We start from the raw sequence: 20,533 nt of genomic DNA, 5'->3' as shown, positions 1-20,533 counted from the left end.
CCCTCGCAAGAGTTCGAAGTGGACGAATTGGCGATGGCTTTATCACGCGAAAGCGCGCGATTCCAAGGCCGGACGATGTGCAAAGGGTCCATAGGGCTCCCCTATTTGCGAATGGGTGCCCAGGCGAGCGGCTCAACAAGGTCCGCGCTCCCCGATGGTTCCCCATCTTTACTCGCCAGTCGCACGAACCAGAGCGTTATGCCGCAAAATGGGGCGAAGGGGAAGAGGGATGAATGTGCAGAGCAGCATCTTGCCCCACAGCGATGAAGATCCTTAAATGACAGTAGCTAGGGAGCACACCAGTGATGATTGACAACGCCGAACACGTTCAGGATGCCCCGCCTCCTCATGCAGATAACTCGAACGACAGCTTTCTACATTGGACTTCCCCCCGCCAATGGATTGAGCGAGAGCTGGAGTTATGGAATGCGCTTCACGCGCGTGTCCGCAAATTGCACCAAATGTCGCCCTTAGCCGGCGATACCCTCCTCCGGTACGAAACTCTTTTTTCCGCTTATCACAGGTTTTACAGCGCTATCGGAGGAGCAAGCGAGACCGACCTTCCCAAAATATTAGATGAGCAAGTCCGCACTCGTCAAATTGCTGTACTTCATGGCCATTTTGGAAAAACCATCAAGGAACTTATCCACGCCGCTCCTCTGGGGATTCTACTAGCCCTCGAAGCTCTAACAGCAAAAAAATGGCTACCCGAAAAAGACGAACTCGCTAGCGCCAATACCGCTGTTGAAATCCAACTTTACAGCAGCCTCACGCTCGACAGCATTCCTAACGCATTCAACCAGCAAGACCTCTACTTATTGGACATCGGAAACCGTTTCGGCGAACTCGTAAGCGACATTGAAGCCGCAAAAAAAGCCGCATCAACTGGCATAGCTGCCCAACAAAAAGAACTAGTGAATTGGATTGGCGAGCAAAAAGTCGAAATCTCGGCACTTCACGAGGCCTACCACACGAAGCTTAGCGTCGACACACCTGCAACTTTTTGGAAGAACAAGGCAGCATCGGCTGAAAAGACTAGTCGGAAGTTCCTATCACTTTTCTTTTGGTTGGTCGGCGCAGCTCTGCCCCTTGCGGCCCTATTGGTCTGGCAGCTTTGGCCAGAACTTAAAGTAGTAAGCCAATCGGGAAGCTCCATCCCGTTCGGCTTGGTTGCCGCTCTCCTCATTCCGACTTTGGGCTATGCGTGGATACGCAAGCAAGTAAGCCGCGTGTTTCTGATCAATCGCGCTATAGCCGACGACGCCAGTTATCGAGAAGTAATGACAATGACCTATCTAGGCTTAGTGAAGGATGTGAAGAGTGAGATTACCAAAGAGGAACGCGGCTTGATCCTCAACGCCTTGTTCCGCCCGACGCCTGCCAGCACGCAAGACGATGGGCCACCTACAGGCATCTTTGACCTACTCAATGGGAAGAAGCCTTAGTCCTTAAAGCTAAGCGTATTTGCCCAATGTGCCGGGAGGCGGCGTAGGCTGGGTCTGGGCCAGCTTTTTACGGAGTTTTGCTAGGGCAAGTTGCTGCATATGACCGCGCGCCGTATTGACCGGAGCGATGACGATCACCTCAGTGCCACTGTCGACGTCAATGGCGGCAACGCGCATCTGCTGACCAAGCTGAACGAACTCGAAAAACACCTCGCCTTCCATATTGGCCTCCAAAAACAGCGCTCTATCGTCATTTTAGCACAGTTGCGAGTTCGGTAACATGGGGCGCTGACCACCAGACACCCCTTCTCCGCTTTGTTTGCTGTCTTGGCCCCAGCAACCGGCACCCTGCCACCAAAAAGCAAAAAGGCCCCGCCGGAGCGGAGCCTTACAACCTGTCGAGCCAGAGCGCCTACGCCTGGAAGCTAACTTTGCCCTGTTCATCAAACTTGTAGACGTCATCACGGAAGCTGACTGTGCCCTGACGATTGGCCCAAGCGGTGATGTAGGTGGTGTGGATCGGAACACGCGCCTTCACTTCAACGTCGAGACGGGTCAGCGCTTCAAAGGTCGAGTCGACCTTGTTCTGATCCCAGTCACCATTGTCACGCAGGAGCCAGTTTACCATCTGATTGACGTCATTAACGCGCACGCAGCCTGATGAGTGGAAACGCGCGTTTTCGCCGAACAATTCCTTGCCGGGGGTGTCGTGCAGATAGCAATCGTACGGGTTGTAGAAATTAATTTTGCAGTGACCCATCGAGTTCGCCGCGCCCGGCTCCTGACGGTACATATAGTTCACTTCGCGATCGGAGATATTTGCCCAGTTGATCGTCTGCGGATCGATCTTGGTGCTGCCGTCGTAGATGAAAATATTCTGCTCTGCGAGGTAGTTGGAATTTTCCATCATGTACTTGGTCAGATCCTGACGGATCAATGACTTGGGCACATGCCAGTATGGGTTGAAGTTCACCTGATGAATGTTCGAGGCCATGATCGGCGTAGCGCGATCGGCACGACCGACGACGGCGGTGTGGCGTTGTTCCACCGCACCTTCGTTCACCGCTTCAATGGTTGCCGCCGGAATATTCACGACGACATAGCGCGCGTTCAGCTTGGCAGCCATGTTCTGAACCCGGGTGTAGTTCAGATAAAGCTGCTGCATGCGCTGCGCTGCAGACACATTCATTGCGTACCACGTGGCTTCGTCGATCTGTCCGTTCACAACGAGGCCGTGGCGCGCTTGGAAAGCACGCACGCCGCGATCCGTGTCGGCATCGAAACTGTCGTCCGCGTATTCAACCAATGGCATGTCACCAGAAGAAATCAGACGGCGCTTCACAGCAACGACGGCCGGAGAACTCGCGCCGAGAGCGAGGCGGAATGCCTGTTGCGGAATTTCTTCCCAACCACCAGCAGCGACGAAAGGTTCGTATTGCGAGATCGCCAGCTGCAAATTGTAAAGGGTGTCGAAGGAGAGGATAGGCTCGCGAGTCGCAATGAGCGCCTCTGCAGCGGCAGTGTTGCCCGCCTGATCGACCTTAACAACGCGATTGCCACCGAACCACCCCTGAGCATGAGCGCTCGGGAGAGTTAGAGTTGCCCCAAGATAGGCGCAGCCTCCCAAAAACTTGCGACGATTCAAAAGCATCTAGCCACCCAGAAAATTCTTTGCCCGCAGGCCCCTACCATCCTCATAACGATCAAAGGATGGATGCCCCAAAACAGTCACGCAGGAACGAAAACGACATAGACCTAACGGTTAATGGTTTCAAACCCTGTAACGCACTGAAAAGCGCAATTTTGCGGCATAAATAAGAAACGCCGACCAACTGGCCGGCGCTTGTTTCGGAGTCGTGGCACGGAGGCAACACACGCCACCATCTGCCGAAGATTTGTGTCCGCTCTAATCGTTGCGGGTTTAGAGCTTGTAGAGGATCTGGTCGACCCAGAAGCGTTCAAGTCGAGCGAGAGCCTTGTTCAGACCATCGAACTCGTCATCGCCCAGACCACCGACCTTATCGATGGACTTGAGGTGACGGTCATAGAGCTCGTCGATCACTTCCGCCACTTCTTCACCCTTAGGGGTCAGCTTGATGCGAACCGAACGACGGTCAGTGCGCGAGCGTTCCTGGAAGATGTAGCCAGTTTCGACCAGCTTCTTGAGGTTATAGGAGACGTTCGAACCGAGGTAATAACCGCGAGAGCGCAGTTCACCTGCAGTGAGCTCTGCGTCACCGATGTTGAACATCAGCAGCGCCTGAACCGGGTTGATGTCGTCCCAACCCATACGGTCGAACTCATCCTTTATCAGGTCGAGTAAACGACGGTGGAGACGTTCAACACGGGATACTGCTTCGAGGTAGAGTGGCTTCAGGCCTGCGCTAGAGCGTTCAGGGGTTAGCGCCTCGGCCGCGTTCGATTTGATTGCCATAGTGTGCCTCACTGTTTTGCTTGTGCGATTTTTCGCATCTCGTGAGGATGAAACTAGGCGTCTCCCATAAACATCGAACTAACTGACAGGCTTAAAACTATCTTACTGGAATGCAATGACAATTTAGCTTAATTGAGCCTTACACCTAGTCAGAAACTCGTAACCTTTCTCAGGTGTAAACACATAAAATTGCGCCACACCCGTGCTTTGATGCAAATGAAAGGCAAGTTTTGCTGTAGTTTTTAGTCAGCCGCCGCGCGTTTTAATCGCAAAGTTAGTGCAAAAATCAGCACAATTGCGAGCAAAAGCAGGATGCGAACGAAGAAACCGGCCATCGACATCCGCACATCAGGGTTACCGGAAAGGTAAAGCGCAAGCTCAAATACTGTCGCAGCGACAACTAACACCGCGCCCCAACTGGATTTTAGCCAAAGCCCTACCGCCGCAAACAGGCGCGCGATGCAAAAACCACCGAGATAGGTGAAAGCCGTTGCCCCCATATGCTCCATTGGGCTGACCCCGACCGTGCTCACGCCCAACAGGCGCGCAGCATCACTCAGGCCAAGAGCCAGGGTGAAGAGAGCGACGATGCGAATGTAAAGGCCGTGATTGGGCGCAGGGAACAACATGGCATGATTGATAGCTGGCTCGCTTTATTGGGACAAGCCGCGCCTTGTGAGCTTTTGCTTAGGTTTGATAAGAGCACTGGATAACCCTTTCAACACTGCGTGCCTTATTCAGCATTTTCTTGTTTGCCCCTCGCAAGGGGAGGATAAGCGCACCAAAGCATTTTCCTCTGGAGCATAGTGATGAGCAACTGGCCCAAGCATGACATGAGCTTCCTGGGTGGCCGTCGCCTGCGACGCACCCGCCAATCGGCATGGAGCCGGGACATGGTTCGCGAAACCGAACTGCTTCCCCGCGATCTGATTTGGCCGCTCTTTGTTATCGAAGGTCAGAACGAGCGCACTGAGATCAAGACGATGCCGGGCGTCGAACGCCTGTCTATCGATCTTATGGTCGAAGCCGCCAAGCAGGCGCGCGATGCTGGCATCCCTGCCCTCGCTATTTTCCCGAATACACCGGGCGAGCTTCGCAGCGAAAGTGCAGAAGAAGCCTATAACCCAAACAACCTCATGTGCCGGGTTCTCGCTGCCATTAAGGACGCCGTTCCAGAGATCGGACTGATTGCCGACGTTGCCTTGGATGAATACTCGGCAAACGGCCAAGATGGCCTTGTTCGCGACGGCGCAATTCTAAACGACGAAACCGTAGACGCTATGGTCAAGTCCGCAATCGTTCAGGCGCGTGCCGGCGCCGACATTATTGCGCCATCTGACATGATGGACGGCCGCGTTGCTGCTATCCGTTCCGCGCTGGACGATGAAGGCTTTGATCAGGTCCAGATCATGTCCTACTCGGCAAAATACGCTTCGTGCTTCTATGGCCCCTTCCGTGAGGCGGTTGGTTCGGGCTCGCGTCTGCAAGGCGACAAGCGCACGTATCAGATGGACTACGCCAATTCCGATGAAGCTCTGCGTGAGATCGAGCAGGACATCGCTGAAGGCGCGGACAGCATTATGGTCAAGCCGGGTCTGCCATATCTCGACGTCATCCGTCGCGCCAAGGATGCGTTCAACGTGCCGATCTACGCCTACCAGGTGAGTGGCGAATACGCGATGATCGAGTTCGCGGGCCGGGCTGGCGCGATCAATCGCGATGCTGCCGTGCTTGAGAGCCTGTGGAGTTTCAAGCGTGCTGGGGCCAATGGCATCCTCACCTATTATGCCCTCGAAATGGCTCGCAAGCTGGCCAAATAAGGCCCGGCCTAGCAAAGTACCTTTGAAATCCCCGCTCCGGCGGGGATTTTTATGTGTGCCCTTCTCTCAGTCTGATTCCGCTTTTCGAGACAAGGCCATGATTTCGCGAGACCTTTTGCCAAAGCTCGCATCGCGCCACTTCCATACCACGCACTTGCTTTCCGCACCCAAGCGATTTACCAAGTTTTTACTTGGAAAACTACGAGCCGCAAATGTCAGATCGTGTTGAGGGCCGTTGGGCCGAAATCTTCGGCCCCTCCTATCTCAGAGCGACCGCAATCATTTGCCTTGGCGTGGCATTACTAGCGTTCAACTCCTTCCTCTCCACGACGACCCTGCCGACTGCAGTGCGCGAATTGGACGGTGTTGAAGTTATCGCTTGGGCGACGACACTATTTTTGGTGTTTGCCATTGTAGGTGGCGCTGGGGCCGTACTCGTCAAACAACAGCTCGGCGCGCGTTGGGCTCTTATCGCCACCGCAGGCGTTTTCATAATCGGCACCCTCATCGCCGGTTTTGCCAATTCGATGACGCAGGTTCTCATTGGCCGCGCCATTCAGGGATTGGGTGAAGGCGCAGTTGCCGCGTTGTGCTTTGCGCTTATCCCCGAGCTCTTTCCCAATCGCTTGGTGCCAAAAGTGTTCGGTACCCATGCGATGATATGGGCGATTGCTGGCTTTGGTGGCCCCGCTGGCGCAGGTGCTTTGACAGAGTTCATTTCATGGCGCGCCGCATTCTTGGTCAATGTGCCCTTGGCGCTGATTTTCTGTGTGATGGTCCTCGCTGTCGTTCCCAATACACGCAGCAGTGCCGAGAAGATGGCGTTCCCCGGCATTCGACTCTTTGGAATTGGCGTCGGCGTCCTCCTGATAGCCCTCGCTGCAGTCATGCCTTGGTTGGAGGCCGCTGGTCTCGTGGCACTGGGAGCACTCCTCGTAACGGCTGCGATTTGGCTTGATCGCCGCCACCCCACCCCAATGACGCCAAAGGGCGCTTTCTGGTCGAACACGACATTGGGCCCCGGCTTCTGGACTATTCTCCTTCTGCCAATTGCGGGCACAATGTCAGCGGTCTACGTCGTCATGCTCCTGCAACAGCTGTGGGACTTTGGCCCGACGCTGGCGGGTGCCTTTGCAGCGTTTATGTCGATGGCATGGAGTGCGTCTTCTATCGCCGTCGCCAATATCAAGAAGCGCTCAACACGAAAGATATTCATCTGCATCGGCCCTCTGCTGGTCGCGATTGGGCTGATAACGGTTCTGATCGGACTGCAGCTAACCTCGCCACCGATCGTGGCCGTTGCGCAAATCTTCATCGGCTTGGGCTTTGGCACAAGCACAGGCTACACCATGATCAGCCTGATCGAGTCGAGCAGCGCCGCGGAACGGGATAAAACGTCTACGCTCATCCCGACCACACAATCGGCCGGCAATGCCATCGGCGCAGCTCTGGGCGGGGTGGTGGCGAACATGGCGGGCTATGCAGTCGCGACCAGCAATGAGGGCGTTTTGAGCTCCATCGTCCCGCTGTATATTGCAGCAACAGGCATTACTCTGATCTGCGGCGCTACAGCACTGGCGCTCGTCAGGCGCATCCCAAGCTACATCGAGACCGCTAACTCGCCCGAAACGGCCTAAACCGGTGGCGGTCGACCGCCCCGATTTAGGCGACCGCCCTACCCGGCCTTATCGGTCAGCCCATCTTCTGAGGCGAATTGTGCTGGCCGCTTGCCCCGACGCGGGCGAAGTGCACTAACCACACCCGCAACAGCGACAAGGCCCATGCCAACAAGAGCAATGGGTTCTGGCGCATGGCCGAAAATCACCCAGCCCAAAATGCCCGCCCAGAGCAGATGCATATAGCTCATCGGCGCGATGAATGCGGCGGGGGCATAGCGATAGGATTGGGTAAAGCAATAATGTCCCAGCCACGCTGACACGCCCAAGCCAAAGAACAGCAGCATTTGGAACGGCGTCGGTGATACGCCATGCATGGTCCAGGGCAAGAAAATGCCGAAACCAATAGCGCCCACCAAGGCCGAATAAAACAGCATGGCTGTCGTGCGCTCCGTCCTGGCCAGCACGCGCGAGAGCAGGTTGTAAGAAACTGAAACGATGACGTTTCCGAGAACGAAAATCACGCCCCACGGGTCCAGCCCGCCGCCCGGCCGCGCGATCAGCAGCACGCCGGCAAAACCGATACCAGCCGCGACCCAGGCATTTAGGCCAACTTTTTCGCTCAAAATCGGGCCGGATAGCGCCACAACCAGCACGGGCGCGAGATAGACAATAGCAGTGGTTTCCGCCACCGGCATTCGCTGGAATGCAAGGCTCACGAGCAGCGAACCAAGCGCAAGACTGCCAGCGCGCACCAAAACCCAGCCGGTACGTACCGTTTTGACCATCTCTTTGCCACGGAAGGGCGCGACCAAGGCCATCATCAGCAAGCAATGCCCGATGTAGCGCAGGGCCGTAACCATGGGCACATTATAGTCTTCGAGCAGAAGCTTATTGGTGGTGTCATTATAGGCGAAAAGCAGCGTCGCCGCGACGATGAGCACAAACCCACGTAAAGGCCTGTGACTTAACTCTGCGGGCGGTGAAGAAGTGGACATTGACCAATACCGGCTAGGGTCTTCAGGGTAACGACTCATGCCGCTGAAACGACTTCTGCGGACCATATGTCGAGCCTAGCCCAAGAGCGAGGCCCAAACTGCCTCGAAAAGTTAGTTTACCCGCCACTTGCAAACACGGCCCCACTTCCCATGTTTTACGCATGAACCCAGACTTCGACGCTCGCCCTGAACTGCCGAACCCAACAACTGCCCCAGAACTTTTCGAGGGCGTTTTGACCCGGCGCGTGGTCGCTTACCTTATCGACCTTGCGTTGATCGGGGTCATCACCCTGATCCTCGGATTCGCGGGCCTGATTTTGGGCTTTTTCACTTTCGGGTTGGCGTGGGCAGCACTGGCGTTGGTCGTCCCGGCCTCAGTACTGATTTACTACGCAGTGACATTGGGTTCGCATCGCCGGGCGACTTGGGGCATGCAAATGATGGATATTGTCCTCACGCCAGCGCGGGGACAGCCGCTCGATGGCTGGATGGCCATTCTCCACGCCGCTCTGTTCTGGGCGACATTCTGGATCGCATGGCCAATTGCTGTGCTTTTCCCGCTGTTCATGCCACGGCGCCAGATGCTGCATGATCTGGTCGTCGGTGGCTTGATGGTCCGTCGTTCTCCTATGGTGCGCCATTGGCGTCGGACGACTGGTCACGATACGTACTGAGAGATTGCAGCCGAGCGAGCACAGGAGTATCCTATGCGTTCTGTGCTCAGTTGCTATGTAGATGACCGATCAGACGCCTGAAACCACTCAGCTCTTCCTAACAGCAGCCATGCCGTGTCCGTATTTGCCGGACCGAATGGAGCGTAAGCTATTCACGCATCTTTCCGGCCGCCGGGCCACTTCATTGCATCACATGCTCAGCGACAACGGTTTTCGTCGCAGCCAGAACCTGATTTACCGCCCCGCATGCGATGGCTGTAACGCCTGCCAATCGGCGCGCATCATCACCAAAGACTTTGTACCGAACAAGCGGTTCCGACGCACATCGCGCCAGAATGCCGATATCGCCGTACAGGTGCGTCCGGCCGTCGCCACACTCGAACAGTTTGACCTGTTCAAGCGCTATCTCCATGCGCGCCACGAAACCGGTGGCATGACGCAAATGGACTGGCAAGATTACGAATATATGGTCGAAGACACACCAGTTCAGTCCATTCTGGTTGAGTATCGGCTCGCTAATCATCCCGATCAGCCTTTGATCGCCGTTGCGCTTACTGATGTGCTGCCAGACGGGCTATCGATGGTCTATAGTTTCTTCGACCCCGACATGAGCCATCGGAGTTTGGGGACATTCATCATTCTCGATCATATCGCCCAAGTTCGCGCTGCAGCGCTGGACTACGTCTACCTCGGCTATTTCGTCGAAAGCTCTCCCAAGATGGCTTACAAAGCGCATTACCAGCCGCTTGAAGTTCAAAAGGGCAATCTCGGTTGGGTGCCTCTACACCTCGATGGAAATACTGTTCCTCAGCAGTAATTTTACGCCGCATTAGGAAGATACTCGTAACAATGCTTTCACAAAACCGGTGGAGGCAACGGTGCAGCGGCAATTTCACAATATTCATTCAGTCGCTCTTTCAGTTGTCGCGCCGTGCTACAATGAAGAAAGTGGACTTGATGAGTTCCACCGCCGCGTAAGCTCTATCTGCCAGTCCACCGTCGGGAACGATTACGAAATAGTTCTGGTCAACGACGGCTCGAAAGACGCAACCCTCGAAACCCTCTATCGCTTGGCCGCAACCGATGACCACTTGGTCGTCGTTGATCTCGCCCGCAATTACGGCCAACAAATCGCGCTCAGCGCCGGGCTGGAGGCAACGCGCGGCGCGCGCATCCTCATCCTCGACGCCGATTTGCAGGACCCCCCAGAACTACTGCCCCAACTTATGGAACGCCTCGACCAAGGCGCGGACGTTGCCTATGGCCAACGCCGCCGCCGCGATGGCGAAGGCCGGATGAAGCTGGCAACCGCTCATGTTTTCTATCGCTTCTGGCGTCGTCTCGTCGACATTGACATGCCTCTCGACGCTGGGGAGTTCCGCCTCATCAGTCGCCGTGCATTAGACCATGTTCTTTCCATGCCGGAGCGCTATCGCTTTGTCCGCGGCATGATCAGCTGGGTCGGCCTACGCCAAGACGCTGTCATCTACGATCGCGACAAGCGCTTCATTGGCGAAACCAAATACAACTTTCCAAAGATGATCGCCTTGGCCATGGATGGGATAACCAGCTTCTCTATCGTTCCACTGCGGCTTGCGTCCCATCTTGGTTTCTTCATGGGCATCGCCGGCCTCCTGATGCTGCTCTATACCGGCTGGTCGTTCGTCACCGGCCGCGCCGTTGAAGGTTGGACGAGCCTTGCGTCAATCATGCTTGTGATCGGGTCCGGACAGTTTCTCGTCTTGGGCATTTTCGGCGAATATCTCGGGCGCATGTATATGGAAGCTAAGCGCCGCCCGCTCTACATCGTCAATGAAATCCGCAGAGGCGCGGAAAACGCTCAGCCGCAGGACGCGCGCGACCTTCAAGAAAAGCTGACCCACGCTATCGCAGCGCAGCGTTGAGACCAATATGACGTTGGATACCGCACAATGGCGCAGCCGCGCCAACCACGCCCTATCGCCTGCGACCATAACTGCCGGCCTCTGGCTTATTGCCCTCATCTTCGTTCAATTTGCGCCGTTCTCCAGCGACAGCTGGTGGCAAATGTGGATCGCGCGCCAAATGAACGCTGGCATCCCCCTCTACGAGTGGATCAACGAGACCAATCCGCCGCTCTGGTTCTGGATGGCGCGGCCGGTTGCCTATCTCTCAGCGTTCACAGGCCTGCCCCAGCCCAATCTCATGGTCACGGGCATTATGCTCCAGATCGCTCTGTCGCTGTCCCTGTGTTGGATATTCTTGCGCCACCTGTCGCCGTCTCGGCAGACGCTTATCCTCGCCGGGCTGCTGTTCTGCATGATTGGCCCGCATTACATCGAGTTTGGGCAACGCGATCACATGGCGCTGATCGCCCTCCCGCCCTATGTACTGCTCATTGCTTGGCGCGCAGAGGGTAAAGCCGCTTCATGGGCCCTAGCGCTCGTCATCGGCTCCTTCGCCGCGCTGATGATCGCACTCAAGCCTCACATTGCCTTGGTCCCAATCGCGCTTGAACTTTGGCTGATTTACAAAAGTCGCAGCTTCAAGCCATTCCGCCCCGAAACCCTATGTCTTGCCATCGGCGCTGTAGTTTACATCGCCAGCATTGCGATCTTTGCACCTGCCTATTTCACCGACATCATTCCTGCCGTCACGGCAGCCTATGGCGATTTCGGTGGCCATAAACTCAGAGTCTTCCTGAGCCGCGCCGCTCTCATGCTGCCGATTGTAGCGCTCTATTTCTGGAGTTTTCGGGGGTCTATACCGCCAACTGCCCAAGCATTTCTCGCTATGGGTGTTGGCTTTACCGGCTCCATGCTGGTCCAGTTTAAGGGCTTTCTCTACCACGGCGACCCGGTCGCCTCGGCAATGCTGATGGCTGTTCTCTTCAACATCGTATGGAGAGAGGGCCCAATCACTTTGCACAAGCGCACCTTACTGGTGGCAATGGTCGGATTTGCCTTATCGCCCTTCGTTCAGAATGAGCGTCCGTACCAACAGTATGCAGCTCCACTGGTTAGCGACTTAGCGCCCGGCACAAAAGTGGCGACCGTGCTCATTGACCCCACTCAAACCTGGCCCCTTCTCGAACGGAATGACCTCATCAACGTCTCTCGCTACTACCATCACTGGATGCTGGTGAAGATAAACAGTACCCTGCGGAGCGGAGAGGACCTCTCACCAAAGCTACAGGCGATTGCTGATGATATCCGATCGGACCTTGCCAATGACCTGCTCTGCAATCCGCCGGATGTGCTGCTTGTCACCCCTGGCGCGCTCGGTGGCCAATGGCCCGTTGTTGATTTTCTCAAGCAAGATCCACGCCTCGCGCCAGTGATTAGCGCCTATAGCGAAGGTCCCGCACTCGAACATCTGGCCCGCTACGACCGAGTGGCCCCGCTACCTGCCCCAACACCCGACCTCGAGTGCTACGCATTAGCCCCATAGGACATCAGGAACGGGCGCAAAGAGACACGCCTGTTTTGTAAGGCCTTCCGTGACGTCAACTGCCGAGCTTGTTGTCAGCGGTATGCGCGACTGCAGTTGATCGACCGTTTAGCTCGCACAAAACTGGTGATCGTGCACTAGCACACTCCCAAAACCTGGGCGGCACAGGCACGCTCGCGGCGTCACGCTAAAAAGTTCCATCAAATTGAAACTATTCTGAAGCTCACGCATTAAACCACTGCGCGGGCCTGCAATTTCGCATGGGCGGCTAGCGAAGAATAACACTGGTTAGTTTTGCCGCATATGCGTCGACCGCTAATCGCGCACAGACCTAAAGCTAACCAGCGACCACCCTGACTATTATTCCCACTCTTTGGGCTCTGTATCGTTATCAACTGGGGTCATAAATGGCTGCACAAGCTAGCTCCGCCAGTGAATTGGAAGAACGTCTCACCTTCATTGGTTTAGATGAAAGAGCTCTCGCGGAGCTCGCAACCATCCAAGGGTATCTCGACCGTCACCTGCCTATGGCCCTCGAGCGGTTCTACGAGAAAATCGCGACAGTTCCAGCGGTCAATCGCTTCTTTGCCGACAATGCACAAATGCGGCGAGCAGAAAGTAGCCAAATTGATCACTGGAAGAAGATCGCCGCAGGCCGCTTCGACCAGCAGTATGTCGAGGCCTCCCGCCGTATTGGACTGCGCCACGCGCGTATCGGCCTAGAGCCCCGCTGGTACATCGGCGGCTACGGCGTGATTGTCGACCACCTTGTAAGCGGGGTCATTCAAGAGTTTATCGCCGATAATCTACATACGAGTGCGAAGGGCCTGTTTGGCCGGAAAACCGGCAATGACAATGCCGAGACCAACCAAAAGGTTGTTGAGCTCGGCGCCGCCCTCACTCAGGTCTTCAAAGCCATTCTCATCGACGTCGATCAGGCCGTGACCGTCTATTTCGACAAAATGACCGAAGACGCCGCCGCCATTTCCAAGGAAAACGCCGACAAGGTTCTGCATGCTGTGACAGCAACCGGCAATGTCCTTCAAAAAATGGCAGATGGTGACCTACGGGAGCGGATCGAGCAGGAGCTTGATCCCAGCATGGCTCAGCTTAAGCGGGACACCAACGCTGTGGGCGAAAAACTCTCTGGCATTATCCATCAATTGCGAGACACCTCTTCGTCGCTTAAAATCGCGACATCGGAGCTTCTCTCCGGTGCAAACGATCTTTCGGCTCGAACACAGCGCCAAGCCGCAACCATCGAGCGACCCTCCACCGGGATGAACCAGCTTGTCGACGCGGTCCTCGACAACGCCAAGATCGCCAATGACGCCGCTGGATCCTCCAACCTGTCCATGAGGACATCCGAAGAAGGACGCCTCGCCATGTCGGAAGCCACAACGGCCATGGAACAACTGGCAGACACGTCCGAAAAGATCGCCAAGATTGTCGGCATGATCGACGACATTGCATTCCAAACCAACCTCCTCGCGCTCAATGCCTCTGTCGAGGCAGCGCGTGCGGGCGAAGCCGGAAACGGTTTCTCTGTCGTCGCTGTTGAAGTCCGGCGCCTAGCGCAGTCGACTGCACAGGCCTCCAGTGAGGTGAAAGGCCTGATCGAGCAGTCGGGGGTGGAAGTGCGGAACGGAGGGCGCCTTGTTACCGAAGCTGCCAATCGGTTCGATGCGATGCAAACTTCTGCCAGCAAAACCAACGAACTCGTCGAGGTTATTGCCCAAAAGAGTCAGGTGCAGGCAGCAGCAATTGAGGAAATTAGCCGCTCCATTCGAGAGATGGATGAAATGACCCAGCACAACGCCGCGCTAGTCGAGGAAACAAATGCTGCGATTGAGCAAACCGAAGAGCAGGCGCACCGCCTCGATAAGGTCGTTGACGTGTTCATGATTAACCCCATGCCCAACAAGCACGAAGCTGGTCAGCACATAAGACCTTTGAGTCAAAAAAGAGCCTGATCCGAAACGACAAAGCCCACCGTCAGGTGGGCTTTCTCTTGTTCAGATCGGGCTAATTAGCCAACAAACTTGTTATTCTTCGGGAACCCGGTTGGGGGTTGGCGCCCTGCTGCCGCTCGGTCCCCGGCCCAATCCACCAGCTCCTCGGTCGGCTTGGAGTAAGTCCGTCCTGAGCTATCCTGCCAGGTGAGGCCGTCAGCGGCGAAGAAGGTCTTGATGTCGGAAACACCGCCATCCTTATAGCGCTGGAGCCGAACGCCCTTGCCGCGCGTCATCTGCGCAAGCTGTGTCATTGGGAAAACCAGCAGCTTGCGATTTTGCCCGATGATCGCCACGCGGTCGCCGTCGCTCGGTACGATCAATTTCGCTTCTTCCGGCGCACTGACATTGAGCACCTGCTTGCCCTTGCGGGTGTTGGCGATGATGTCATCTTCGGACACAATGAAACCATACCCTGCCGACGAGGCGATGATACGCTTCTGGCCCGGCTTATGGACAAACAGCGCGACAATGTCGGCACCCTCTTCCATATCCACCAACAGGCGCACTGGCTCGCCCTGCCCTCGCCCGCCGGGCAATTTGTCCGCAACGATGGTGTAAACACGACCATCCGTGGTCAGCATGAGCAGCTTGTCGGTGGTTTCGCAGTTGAACGACAGCCGCAAGCGGTCGCCGCTCTTGAACGCCTTATCGTCCACAGTGGCATTGTGCCCCTTTGGCGCACGGATCCAACCCTTTTCGGAGAGCACCACGGTAATCGGTTCACGTTCGATAAAGGCTTCAGTGATCTCCGCGAGGTCGGCTTTCGGTGCAACACCCAGAATAGTGCGCCGAGCGCCCAGCGGATGCGGCACGCCGTCTTTGGTGAACAAGGGATAGGACTTCTTGAGAGCTTCCACCTGCTTGGCGATTTCGCCCCACTGACGCTTTTCAGACCCCAGCAATGCCTCAAGCTTGGTGCGCTCTTCGGACAGGTTCGAGTGCTCAGTCCGCAGTTCCATCTCTTCGAGCTTGCGCAAAGAGCGCAGGCGCATGTTGAGAATAGCTTCGGCCTGATTGTCCGTCAGTTTGAACGTCGCAATCAAACTGGCTTTGGGATCGTCATCCTCACGAATGATCCGGATCACTTCGTCGAGGTTGAGATAGGCGATGATGTAACCATCAAGCACCTCAAGACGGGCCGTGATCTGGTCAACGCGGAACTGCGAGCGGCGAACCAAAACTTCTTTACGATGCTCAAGCCAAGCGCGCAGTGCATCGGCGAGGCTCATCACGCGGGGCATTGTGCCCCGATCAAGCACATTGAGGTTGAGGCCGAAGCGCACTTCGAGCTCGGTCAGCTTGAACAGCTGCTCCATCAGAATGACAGCGTCGACCTGACCGTTCTTCGGTTCGAGGATAAGACGAATGTCGTCGGCGCTCTCGTCGCGCACGTCCTTAAGCAGCGGCAGTTTTTTCGCCAACAGCAGTTCAGCAATTTTTTCGACGAGGCGCGATTTCTGTACGCCGTAAGGAATCTGGGTGACGACGATCTGATAGACGCCGCGTCCCTTGTCTTCCTTGTCCCACGTGGCGCGCGTACGGAACGAGCCACGCCCAGTCTCATAGGCATGAACAATCGCCGAGCGGCTTTCGACCAGTTGGCCACCGGTTGGATAGTCCGGCCCGCGCACAAGGTCATCCATGCTTGGCGGCGCGGACAGATCTTGCTGGATGAGTTCTTCAACCGTCGCATTTGGATTCTGGATGAGCTTGAGCGATGCGTTACACAGCTCAACAATGTTATGGGGCGGGACAGACGTCGCCATGCCCACAGCAATACCCATGGAACCGTTGGCAAGCAGGTTCGGGAAGTTCGACGGCAGCACGATCGGCTCGTCGTCTTCCCCGTCATAGGTCGGCTTAAAATCGATGGCGTTTTCGGTGATGCCTTCGAGCAGACGCGTAGCAACCTCGGTCATACGGCTTTCCGTATAACGCATCGCCGCAGCGCTATCGCCGTCGATATTACCGAAGTTGCCCTGCCCGTCGACCAGCGGATAGCGCAGCGAGAAGTCCTGCGCCAAACGCACCAAGGCGTCATAAATCGAAGAGTCGCCGTGTGGGTGGAACTTACCGATCACGTCGCCAACCACACGCGCGGACTTCTTATAGCCCTGGCTCGGATCGAGCTTCAGCAGTCGCATTGCGTGCAGAATACGGCGGTGCACAGGCTTGAGCCCGTCACGCGCGTCTGGCAACGCACGTTGCGTAATGGTGGAGAGGGCGTAGCTTAGATACCTCTCCTCAAGCGCCTGCTTAAGGTCGACGATCCGGAGGTCATCCGGCGGCGGGGTGGTATCTGCATCTGACATGAGTGCTTCAGTCCATGAGAACGAATCGGGAGCAGAATACAGCGCAAGTACGTTTCGCGCATGTACTCACCTTTCGTTTTGCCCAGTTTCCCGGACCCGAGAGCACTTTTGCCGCCACCCAGAGAATACTCCGTGCGGCGGTCAATCTAAGAGTCAGAACAGCGTGTTATGCGAAACGGTTAAACCAATCAGGCACATAAGCCGCCTTTTCAGCGCGCGCTACGTTCTGCGTGAAATAGGACAACAGCATCAAAACAAAGAGGGCTACCGCGATTTCAACACCGGGTATGCCCGCGGAAATATGAGCGCTCGCAGCGATGAGGAGGTGGTAGAAAAAACCTGCATAAGCAAGCTGCGCGAGCCAGACAGGCTTACGAACCAGAACGGCCAAAACGCCTAACGGCTTCACAATCATCATCAGCGGCACGAGATAGGCAGGATAGCCGATCGCAACATACCCTGCTTGCGCACCGGCCGTGTCAGTGATGTAGGCAAATGTGCTCACCAGATAAATGGCGAGAAACATCGCGGTGCTGACCCAGTATATGATTTTACCAACCAATCGAGCCTCCTGCTCTAAGCTGTAGAGCAAGGATAACAAGGCCAGATTTACAGCAAGTGAATCAATGCTTTGTTAGGTTTTCAACGAGTGGCGCACGAGTGGCTGGCGCATGGGTCTGACCGGTAGACCAGAAATGGGCCCTGAGAAAATGCTCTGTCAATGTGAACGCATCCCGGATGTCGTCTGGCGACGCATTCCCACGTTCAAACAGAAAACTCGGCAATTTCAGGAGCCTATCACGATAGGGCTCCGCCGCCTCGCGGCATACGGCTCTGCCCGTTCGAGGAGAAACGTGGGTAAGGTCGTGTGTAGCCCCAGTGGCGCCGCATTGGGTGAGATCTAGCCCGAAACCCAATTCATCCAGCAGCGCGAGCTCAAACCGCACCAATGCAATCGCATCGGGTTTCGCATCGATCAAACGCAGGGCCATGCCCAACAGCCGATCGGCCGCTTCACGCTCTGGCAGGAGATGGAGATGCTCAAAAACAGTCTGCGCCAGATAGAGCCTATCGCGATCGGCAATCAGCTCTGCAGCACGAGCATGGAGTAGCTCTACCGTGAAAAAGCCAAGCTGACTTTCAAGCCGCGAACGCCACGTCACTTGGAGCACATTGCCTGGCTGCAAAGCGGCCGCCAGTTTGGGCGACCGCCCTCCCCGGATCAGGCCCAGCTGACGCCCGCGCCCGGCCACCATCACCTCAGCAATGAGGCTGGTTTCACCTTGGCGTTTAGCGCCTATCAGCAGGCCTTCACCGGTCCATTCCATCGTGTACTCGGGACAGCGCCCTACTTCTTATCAGAGGGGAATTCGAGGCCCATTTCCTGATAGCGCTCTGGGTCTTCAGCCCACTTTTCGCGGACCTTGACGAAAAGGAAGAGATGGATCGGCACTTCGTACATGTCCATCAGTTCACGACGGCTGTCCGCGCCAATGGCCTTGATGGTCTGGCCACCTGCACCGAGCACGATCTTCTTATGGCTCTCACGCGACAGGTAGATCACCTGATCGATCTTGTAGGAGCCATCCTTCTGGATCTTAAAACTCTCGGTTTCGACCGTGGAGTTGTATGGGATCTCATCATGGACGCGCAGGAATAGCTTTTCGCGCGTCACTTCCGCCGCAGTGATCGCCATGGTCAGATCGGTCAGGTGATCTTCTGGGAAGTGCCATGGGCCCGGTGGGACGTGCTTTGCAGCCCAATCGATGAAGTCCTTGACGCCGTCGCCCTTGAGCGCGGACAGCATAAAGGTTGCTTCAAAGCGAAGATGCTCGTTGAGATCATGCGCGAGGTGCAACAGCTTTTCGCGCTGTACCTGGTCGATCTTGTTGAGGATCAGCACCTTTGGGTGGTTGATGTTCTTCAAGCCCTCGATGAGCGCTTCGATGTCGCTCGTGATGCCGCGCTCTGCGTCGACGATGAAGGCGACGATGTCAGCGTCACCTGCCCCGCCCCAGGCGCTATCGACCATAGCGCGGTCAAGACGGCGCTTTGGCTGGAACACACCGGGCGTGTCAACGAAAACAAGCTGGGTCTGTTCAAGCGTCAGCACACCGCGCACTTGGCTACGGGTGGTTTGCGCCTTGTGAGTCACGATGGACACCTTCGTGCCAACCAGCGAGTTCAATAGGGTCGACTTACCGGCGTTGGGCGCGCCAACCAGCGCGATAAAGCCGCAAGCGGTGTCGGTCATTTCGATATTCTGTGTCATTTTGTTTCCTTCCAGACCTTCTGCAGGATCAGGAATTGTTCGGCGACGCGATGCTCGGCGATCTTCTTGGAAGGGCCTGTAGCTGAAATGCGTTCAAAGCCGGAAAGATCAACGGCGATCGTAAATTCTGGGGCGTGGTCGGGACCGGTGCGCTCGACAAGCGTATAGGCCGGGACTTCAAGTCCCCGCGCCTGCGCCCATTCTTGCAGGGTCGTTTTCGCGTCTGCACGGTTTGCCTGACCACCATCCAGAACGCCTTCGAAATTGCGCTGGATGAAATGGGCAGCTGGATCGAGACCGCCATCGAGATAGATCGCCCCGATAATGGCTTCCGTCACGTCGCCGAGAATAGCATCCTTTTCAGCGCCGCCGGAGCGCGCTTCGCTGTCGCCGAGCACCATCTCTTTGCCTAAGCCAAGACGACGCGCGATGTCCGCGCAGGTTTCCTTGCGCACGAGCGTGTTGAGCGTACGGCTCAACTCGCCTTCGTTTGACTTTTCATAGCGTTGATAAAGCATGTCAGCGACGACGAGCCCGAGCACACGGTCGCCGAGAAATTCCAACCGCTGGTAAGAACGGTCAATGCGCTTTGCCGGAGACAAAGCGCTGGAATGGGTAAGGGCCCGCTCGAGCAGGTCCGGGTCGGCAAAATCATAGCCTAGCCGGTCCTGCAGCGCGGTCCGCGATTTAATACGTGATGTCATTAGTGAATGGACTGGAACATGCGATCCCAACGAACATTGGCAGGCCACTGCCAAATCTGCCACGGCGGCAGGTTGTCCTTGATGGAGAAGAAGCGTGCTTCCGCCTTTGCGATAAGGTTGACCGAAGGGACATAGCCAACCTGGCTGAGCACGCGGCTGTCGGCCGAGCGGTCACGGTTGTCACCCATCATGAAATAGTGGTTCGCCGGCACAACATACTCAGGCGTGTTATCGAGCTGCTGATTGTCGCTGATTTCCTGAATGATGTGGCTCGTGCCTTCCGGGAAAGTCTCGCGGTAAACCGTGACTTCGCGGGTGTCGAAATTGGAGTCGGTATCCATGGCTTTGCCGATCTCTTCGCGCTCAACCATGGTGCCGTTGATGTACAGACGCCCTTCCTTAACCTGAATACGGTCGCCCGGCATGCCGACAATACGCTTGATGTATTCCATGTTCTGCGGAACGGGACGGAACACAGCAACATCGCCACGGTTCGGATCACGACCCAGGATACGATTGCCGATTGGCAATTCGAAATCGAGCGCTGCGAAATTGCCATAGCGGCCAAGCGAGAACGAGTGCTTGCCGTAGCCCCACACGAACTTGTTAGCGACGAAGTAGTCGCCGATCATCAGCGTCTGCTGCATCGAAGCGGTCGGGATCGAGAACGGCTGATAGAGGAAGAACCGCAGGAAGATCGCAATCGCCAGCGCTTCGACAACCACAATGATGGTATCGAGCCATTCGTTCTTTGCCGACTTAGGCTTGAGCGTTTTTTGGGGCTTGTCCGCAAGCTGGTTCATGTTTTCATCCG

The 20,533-nt window shown here is 56.1% G+C and carries 19 protein-coding genes and 1 riboswitch; of the genes, 8 read left to right on the top strand and 11 right to left on the bottom strand.

Annotated features, from left to right (window positions below):
- Window positions 1–110: 110 nt before the first annotated feature.
- A riboswitch (ZMP/ZTP riboswitch) is annotated at window positions 111–193 on the bottom strand.
- A gap of 112 nt (window positions 194–305) precedes the next feature.
- The gene (locus H4N61_RS05945) at window positions 306–1,445 is read left to right on the top strand and encodes a DUF6161 domain-containing protein (protein WP_169196089.1); all 1,140 of its coding nucleotides are present in this window, start codon (window positions 306–308) and stop codon (window positions 1,443–1,445) included.
- A 9-nt stretch (window positions 1,446–1,454) separates the two neighbouring features.
- Here H4N61_RS05945 and H4N61_RS05940 read toward each other — a convergent pair whose 3' ends face one another.
- The 4 genes from H4N61_RS05940 to H4N61_RS05925 all read right to left on the bottom strand — a co-directional run bounded on the left by H4N61_RS05940 (window position 1,455) and on the right by H4N61_RS05925 (window position 4,508).
- A complete protein-coding gene (locus H4N61_RS05940) occupies window positions 1,455–1,667 on the bottom strand; it encodes a hypothetical protein (RefSeq protein ID WP_199368502.1) in 213 nt (70 codons plus the stop codon).
- Between the two features lie 190 nt (window positions 1,668–1,857).
- On the bottom strand, window positions 1,858–3,096 hold the full coding sequence (locus H4N61_RS05935) for a L,D-transpeptidase family protein (protein ID WP_169196087.1): 1,239 nt from the start codon (window positions 3,094–3,096) through the stop codon (window positions 1,858–1,860).
- 270 nt (window positions 3,097–3,366) lie between these two features.
- A complete protein-coding gene (locus H4N61_RS05930) occupies window positions 3,367–3,879 on the bottom strand; it encodes a MarR family transcriptional regulator (protein WP_169196086.1) in 513 nt (170 codons plus the stop codon).
- Between the two features lie 242 nt (window positions 3,880–4,121).
- Window positions 4,122–4,508, bottom strand: coding sequence for a hypothetical protein (locus tag H4N61_RS05925; RefSeq protein WP_169196085.1), 387 nt, complete (start codon window positions 4,506–4,508; stop codon window positions 4,122–4,124).
- 180 nt (window positions 4,509–4,688) lie between these two features.
- Here H4N61_RS05925 and hemB point away from each other — a divergent pair, with 180 nt between their 5' ends.
- Complete coding sequence (hemB, locus tag H4N61_RS05920; protein ID WP_199368501.1) at window positions 4,689–5,699, top strand: porphobilinogen synthase; 1,011 nt, start codon at window positions 4,689–4,691, stop codon at window positions 5,697–5,699.
- A gap of 212 nt (window positions 5,700–5,911) precedes the next feature.
- Window positions 5,912–7,336: an MFS transporter gene (locus H4N61_RS05915; RefSeq protein ID WP_169196084.1), complete on the top strand. Its 1,425-nt coding sequence runs from the start codon at window positions 5,912–5,914 to the stop codon at window positions 7,334–7,336.
- Between the two features lie 38 nt (window positions 7,337–7,374).
- On the opposite strand, the gene H4N61_RS05910 is transcribed toward H4N61_RS05915, so the two are convergent.
- Window positions 7,375–8,313 carry a DMT family transporter gene (locus tag H4N61_RS05910; RefSeq protein WP_199368500.1) on the bottom strand — a complete coding sequence of 313 codons (939 nt, stop codon included), beginning with the start codon at window positions 8,311–8,313 and terminating at the stop codon, window positions 7,375–7,377.
- Window positions 8,314–8,474: 161 nt separating this feature from the next.
- Between H4N61_RS05910 and H4N61_RS05905 the strand changes: the two genes are divergently transcribed.
- From H4N61_RS05905 to H4N61_RS05885, 5 genes are all read left to right on the top strand, one after another.
- Window positions 8,475–8,987, top strand: a complete 513-nt coding sequence (locus H4N61_RS05905) for an RDD family protein (protein ID WP_182395368.1) — start codon at window positions 8,475–8,477, stop codon at window positions 8,985–8,987.
- Between the two features lie 61 nt (window positions 8,988–9,048).
- The gene (locus tag H4N61_RS05900; protein ID WP_169196082.1) at window positions 9,049–9,804 is read left to right on the top strand and encodes an arginyltransferase; all 756 of its coding nucleotides are present in this window, start codon (window positions 9,049–9,051) and stop codon (window positions 9,802–9,804) included.
- A gap of 61 nt (window positions 9,805–9,865) precedes the next feature.
- A complete protein-coding gene (locus H4N61_RS05895; RefSeq protein WP_169196081.1) occupies window positions 9,866–10,891 on the top strand; it encodes a glycosyltransferase family 2 protein in 1,026 nt (341 codons plus the stop codon).
- A 7-nt stretch (window positions 10,892–10,898) separates the two neighbouring features.
- The gene (locus H4N61_RS05890) at window positions 10,899–12,416 is read left to right on the top strand and encodes a hypothetical protein (RefSeq protein WP_169196080.1); all 1,518 of its coding nucleotides are present in this window, start codon (window positions 10,899–10,901) and stop codon (window positions 12,414–12,416) included.
- A gap of 407 nt (window positions 12,417–12,823) precedes the next feature.
- On the top strand, window positions 12,824–14,389 hold the full coding sequence (locus tag H4N61_RS05885; RefSeq protein WP_182395366.1) for a globin-coupled sensor protein: 1,566 nt from the start codon (window positions 12,824–12,826) through the stop codon (window positions 14,387–14,389).
- A gap of 56 nt (window positions 14,390–14,445) precedes the next feature.
- On the opposite strand, the gene parC is transcribed toward H4N61_RS05885, so the two are convergent.
- The 6 genes from parC to lepB all read right to left on the bottom strand — a co-directional run bounded on the left by parC (window position 14,446) and on the right by lepB (window position 20,522).
- Window positions 14,446–16,743: a DNA topoisomerase IV subunit A gene (gene parC, locus H4N61_RS05880; RefSeq protein WP_169196078.1), complete on the bottom strand. Its 2,298-nt coding sequence runs from the start codon at window positions 16,741–16,743 to the stop codon at window positions 14,446–14,448.
- A 166-nt stretch (window positions 16,744–16,909) separates the two neighbouring features.
- Window positions 16,910–17,305 carry a DoxX family protein gene (locus H4N61_RS05875; RefSeq protein WP_169196077.1) on the bottom strand — a complete coding sequence of 132 codons (396 nt, stop codon included), beginning with the start codon at window positions 17,303–17,305 and terminating at the stop codon, window positions 16,910–16,912.
- A 61-nt stretch (window positions 17,306–17,366) separates the two neighbouring features.
- On the bottom strand, window positions 17,367–18,071 hold the full coding sequence (recO, locus tag H4N61_RS05870; protein ID WP_169196076.1) for a DNA repair protein RecO: 705 nt from the start codon (window positions 18,069–18,071) through the stop codon (window positions 17,367–17,369).
- Window positions 18,072–18,091: 20 nt separating this feature from the next.
- On the bottom strand, window positions 18,092–19,015 hold the full coding sequence (gene era / locus H4N61_RS05865) for a GTPase Era (protein ID WP_169196075.1): 924 nt from the start codon (window positions 19,013–19,015) through the stop codon (window positions 18,092–18,094).
- Window positions 19,012–19,719 (bottom strand): ribonuclease III, encoded by a 708-nt coding sequence (rnc, locus tag H4N61_RS05860; RefSeq protein ID WP_169196074.1) that lies wholly within the window; start codon window positions 19,717–19,719, stop codon window positions 19,012–19,014. Before rnc ends, era begins: the two co-directional genes overlap by 4 nt.
- Window positions 19,719–20,522: a signal peptidase I gene (gene lepB / locus H4N61_RS05855; RefSeq protein WP_169196073.1), complete on the bottom strand. Its 804-nt coding sequence runs from the start codon at window positions 20,520–20,522 to the stop codon at window positions 19,719–19,721. The genes rnc and lepB overlap by 1 nt, the downstream gene beginning before the upstream one ends.
- Window positions 20,523–20,533: the final 11 nt, after the last annotated feature.

The sequence above is a fragment of the Devosia sp. MC521 genome, from assembly GCF_014127105.1.
Lineage (GTDB): Bacteria > Pseudomonadota > Alphaproteobacteria > Rhizobiales > Devosiaceae > Devosia.
The sequence above is the reverse complement of the archived record's forward strand: the minus strand, read 5'-3'. Positions and strand labels throughout refer to the sequence as shown.

Excerpts from the sequence above, each read along its gene's own strand:
- rnc (WP_169196074.1), bottom strand. The coding sequence starts at position 19,719 with ATGACATCACGTATTAAATCGCGGACCGCGCTGCAGGACCGGCTAGGC.
- recO (WP_169196076.1), bottom strand. The coding sequence starts at position 18,071 with ATGGAATGGACCGGTGAAGGCCTGCTGATAGGCGCTAAACGCCAAGGT.
- lepB (WP_169196073.1), bottom strand. The coding sequence starts at position 20,522 with ATGAACCAGCTTGCGGACAAGCCCCAAAAAACGCTCAAGCCTAAGTCG.
- H4N61_RS05940 (WP_199368502.1), bottom strand. The coding sequence starts at position 1,667 with ATGGAAGGCGAGGTGTTTTTCGAGTTCGTTCAGCTTGGTCAGCAGATG.
- H4N61_RS05885 (WP_182395366.1), top strand. The coding sequence starts at position 12,824 with ATGGCTGCACAAGCTAGCTCCGCCAGTGAATTGGAAGAACGTCTCACC.
- H4N61_RS05945 (WP_169196089.1), top strand. The coding sequence starts at position 306 with ATGATTGACAACGCCGAACACGTTCAGGATGCCCCGCCTCCTCATGCA.
- H4N61_RS05935 (WP_169196087.1), bottom strand. The coding sequence starts at position 3,096 with ATGCTTTTGAATCGTCGCAAGTTTTTGGGAGGCTGCGCCTATCTTGGG.
- H4N61_RS05925 (WP_169196085.1), bottom strand. The coding sequence starts at position 4,508 with ATGTTGTTCCCTGCGCCCAATCACGGCCTTTACATTCGCATCGTCGCT.
- H4N61_RS05890 (WP_169196080.1), top strand. The coding sequence starts at position 10,899 with ATGACGTTGGATACCGCACAATGGCGCAGCCGCGCCAACCACGCCCTA.
- hemB (WP_199368501.1), top strand. The coding sequence starts at position 4,689 with ATGAGCAACTGGCCCAAGCATGACATGAGCTTCCTGGGTGGCCGTCGC.
- H4N61_RS05915 (WP_169196084.1), top strand. The coding sequence starts at position 5,912 with ATGTCAGATCGTGTTGAGGGCCGTTGGGCCGAAATCTTCGGCCCCTCC.
- H4N61_RS05930 (WP_169196086.1), bottom strand. The coding sequence starts at position 3,879 with ATGGCAATCAAATCGAACGCGGCCGAGGCGCTAACCCCTGAACGCTCT.
- H4N61_RS05900 (WP_169196082.1), top strand. The coding sequence starts at position 9,049 with ATGACCGATCAGACGCCTGAAACCACTCAGCTCTTCCTAACAGCAGCC.
- H4N61_RS05910 (WP_199368500.1), bottom strand. The coding sequence starts at position 8,313 with ATGTCCACTTCTTCACCGCCCGCAGAGTTAAGTCACAGGCCTTTACGT.
- parC (WP_169196078.1), bottom strand. The coding sequence starts at position 16,743 with ATGTCAGATGCAGATACCACCCCGCCGCCGGATGACCTCCGGATCGTC.
- era (WP_169196075.1), bottom strand. The coding sequence starts at position 19,015 with ATGACACAGAATATCGAAATGACCGACACCGCTTGCGGCTTTATCGCG.
- H4N61_RS05905 (WP_182395368.1), top strand. The coding sequence starts at position 8,475 with ATGAACCCAGACTTCGACGCTCGCCCTGAACTGCCGAACCCAACAACT.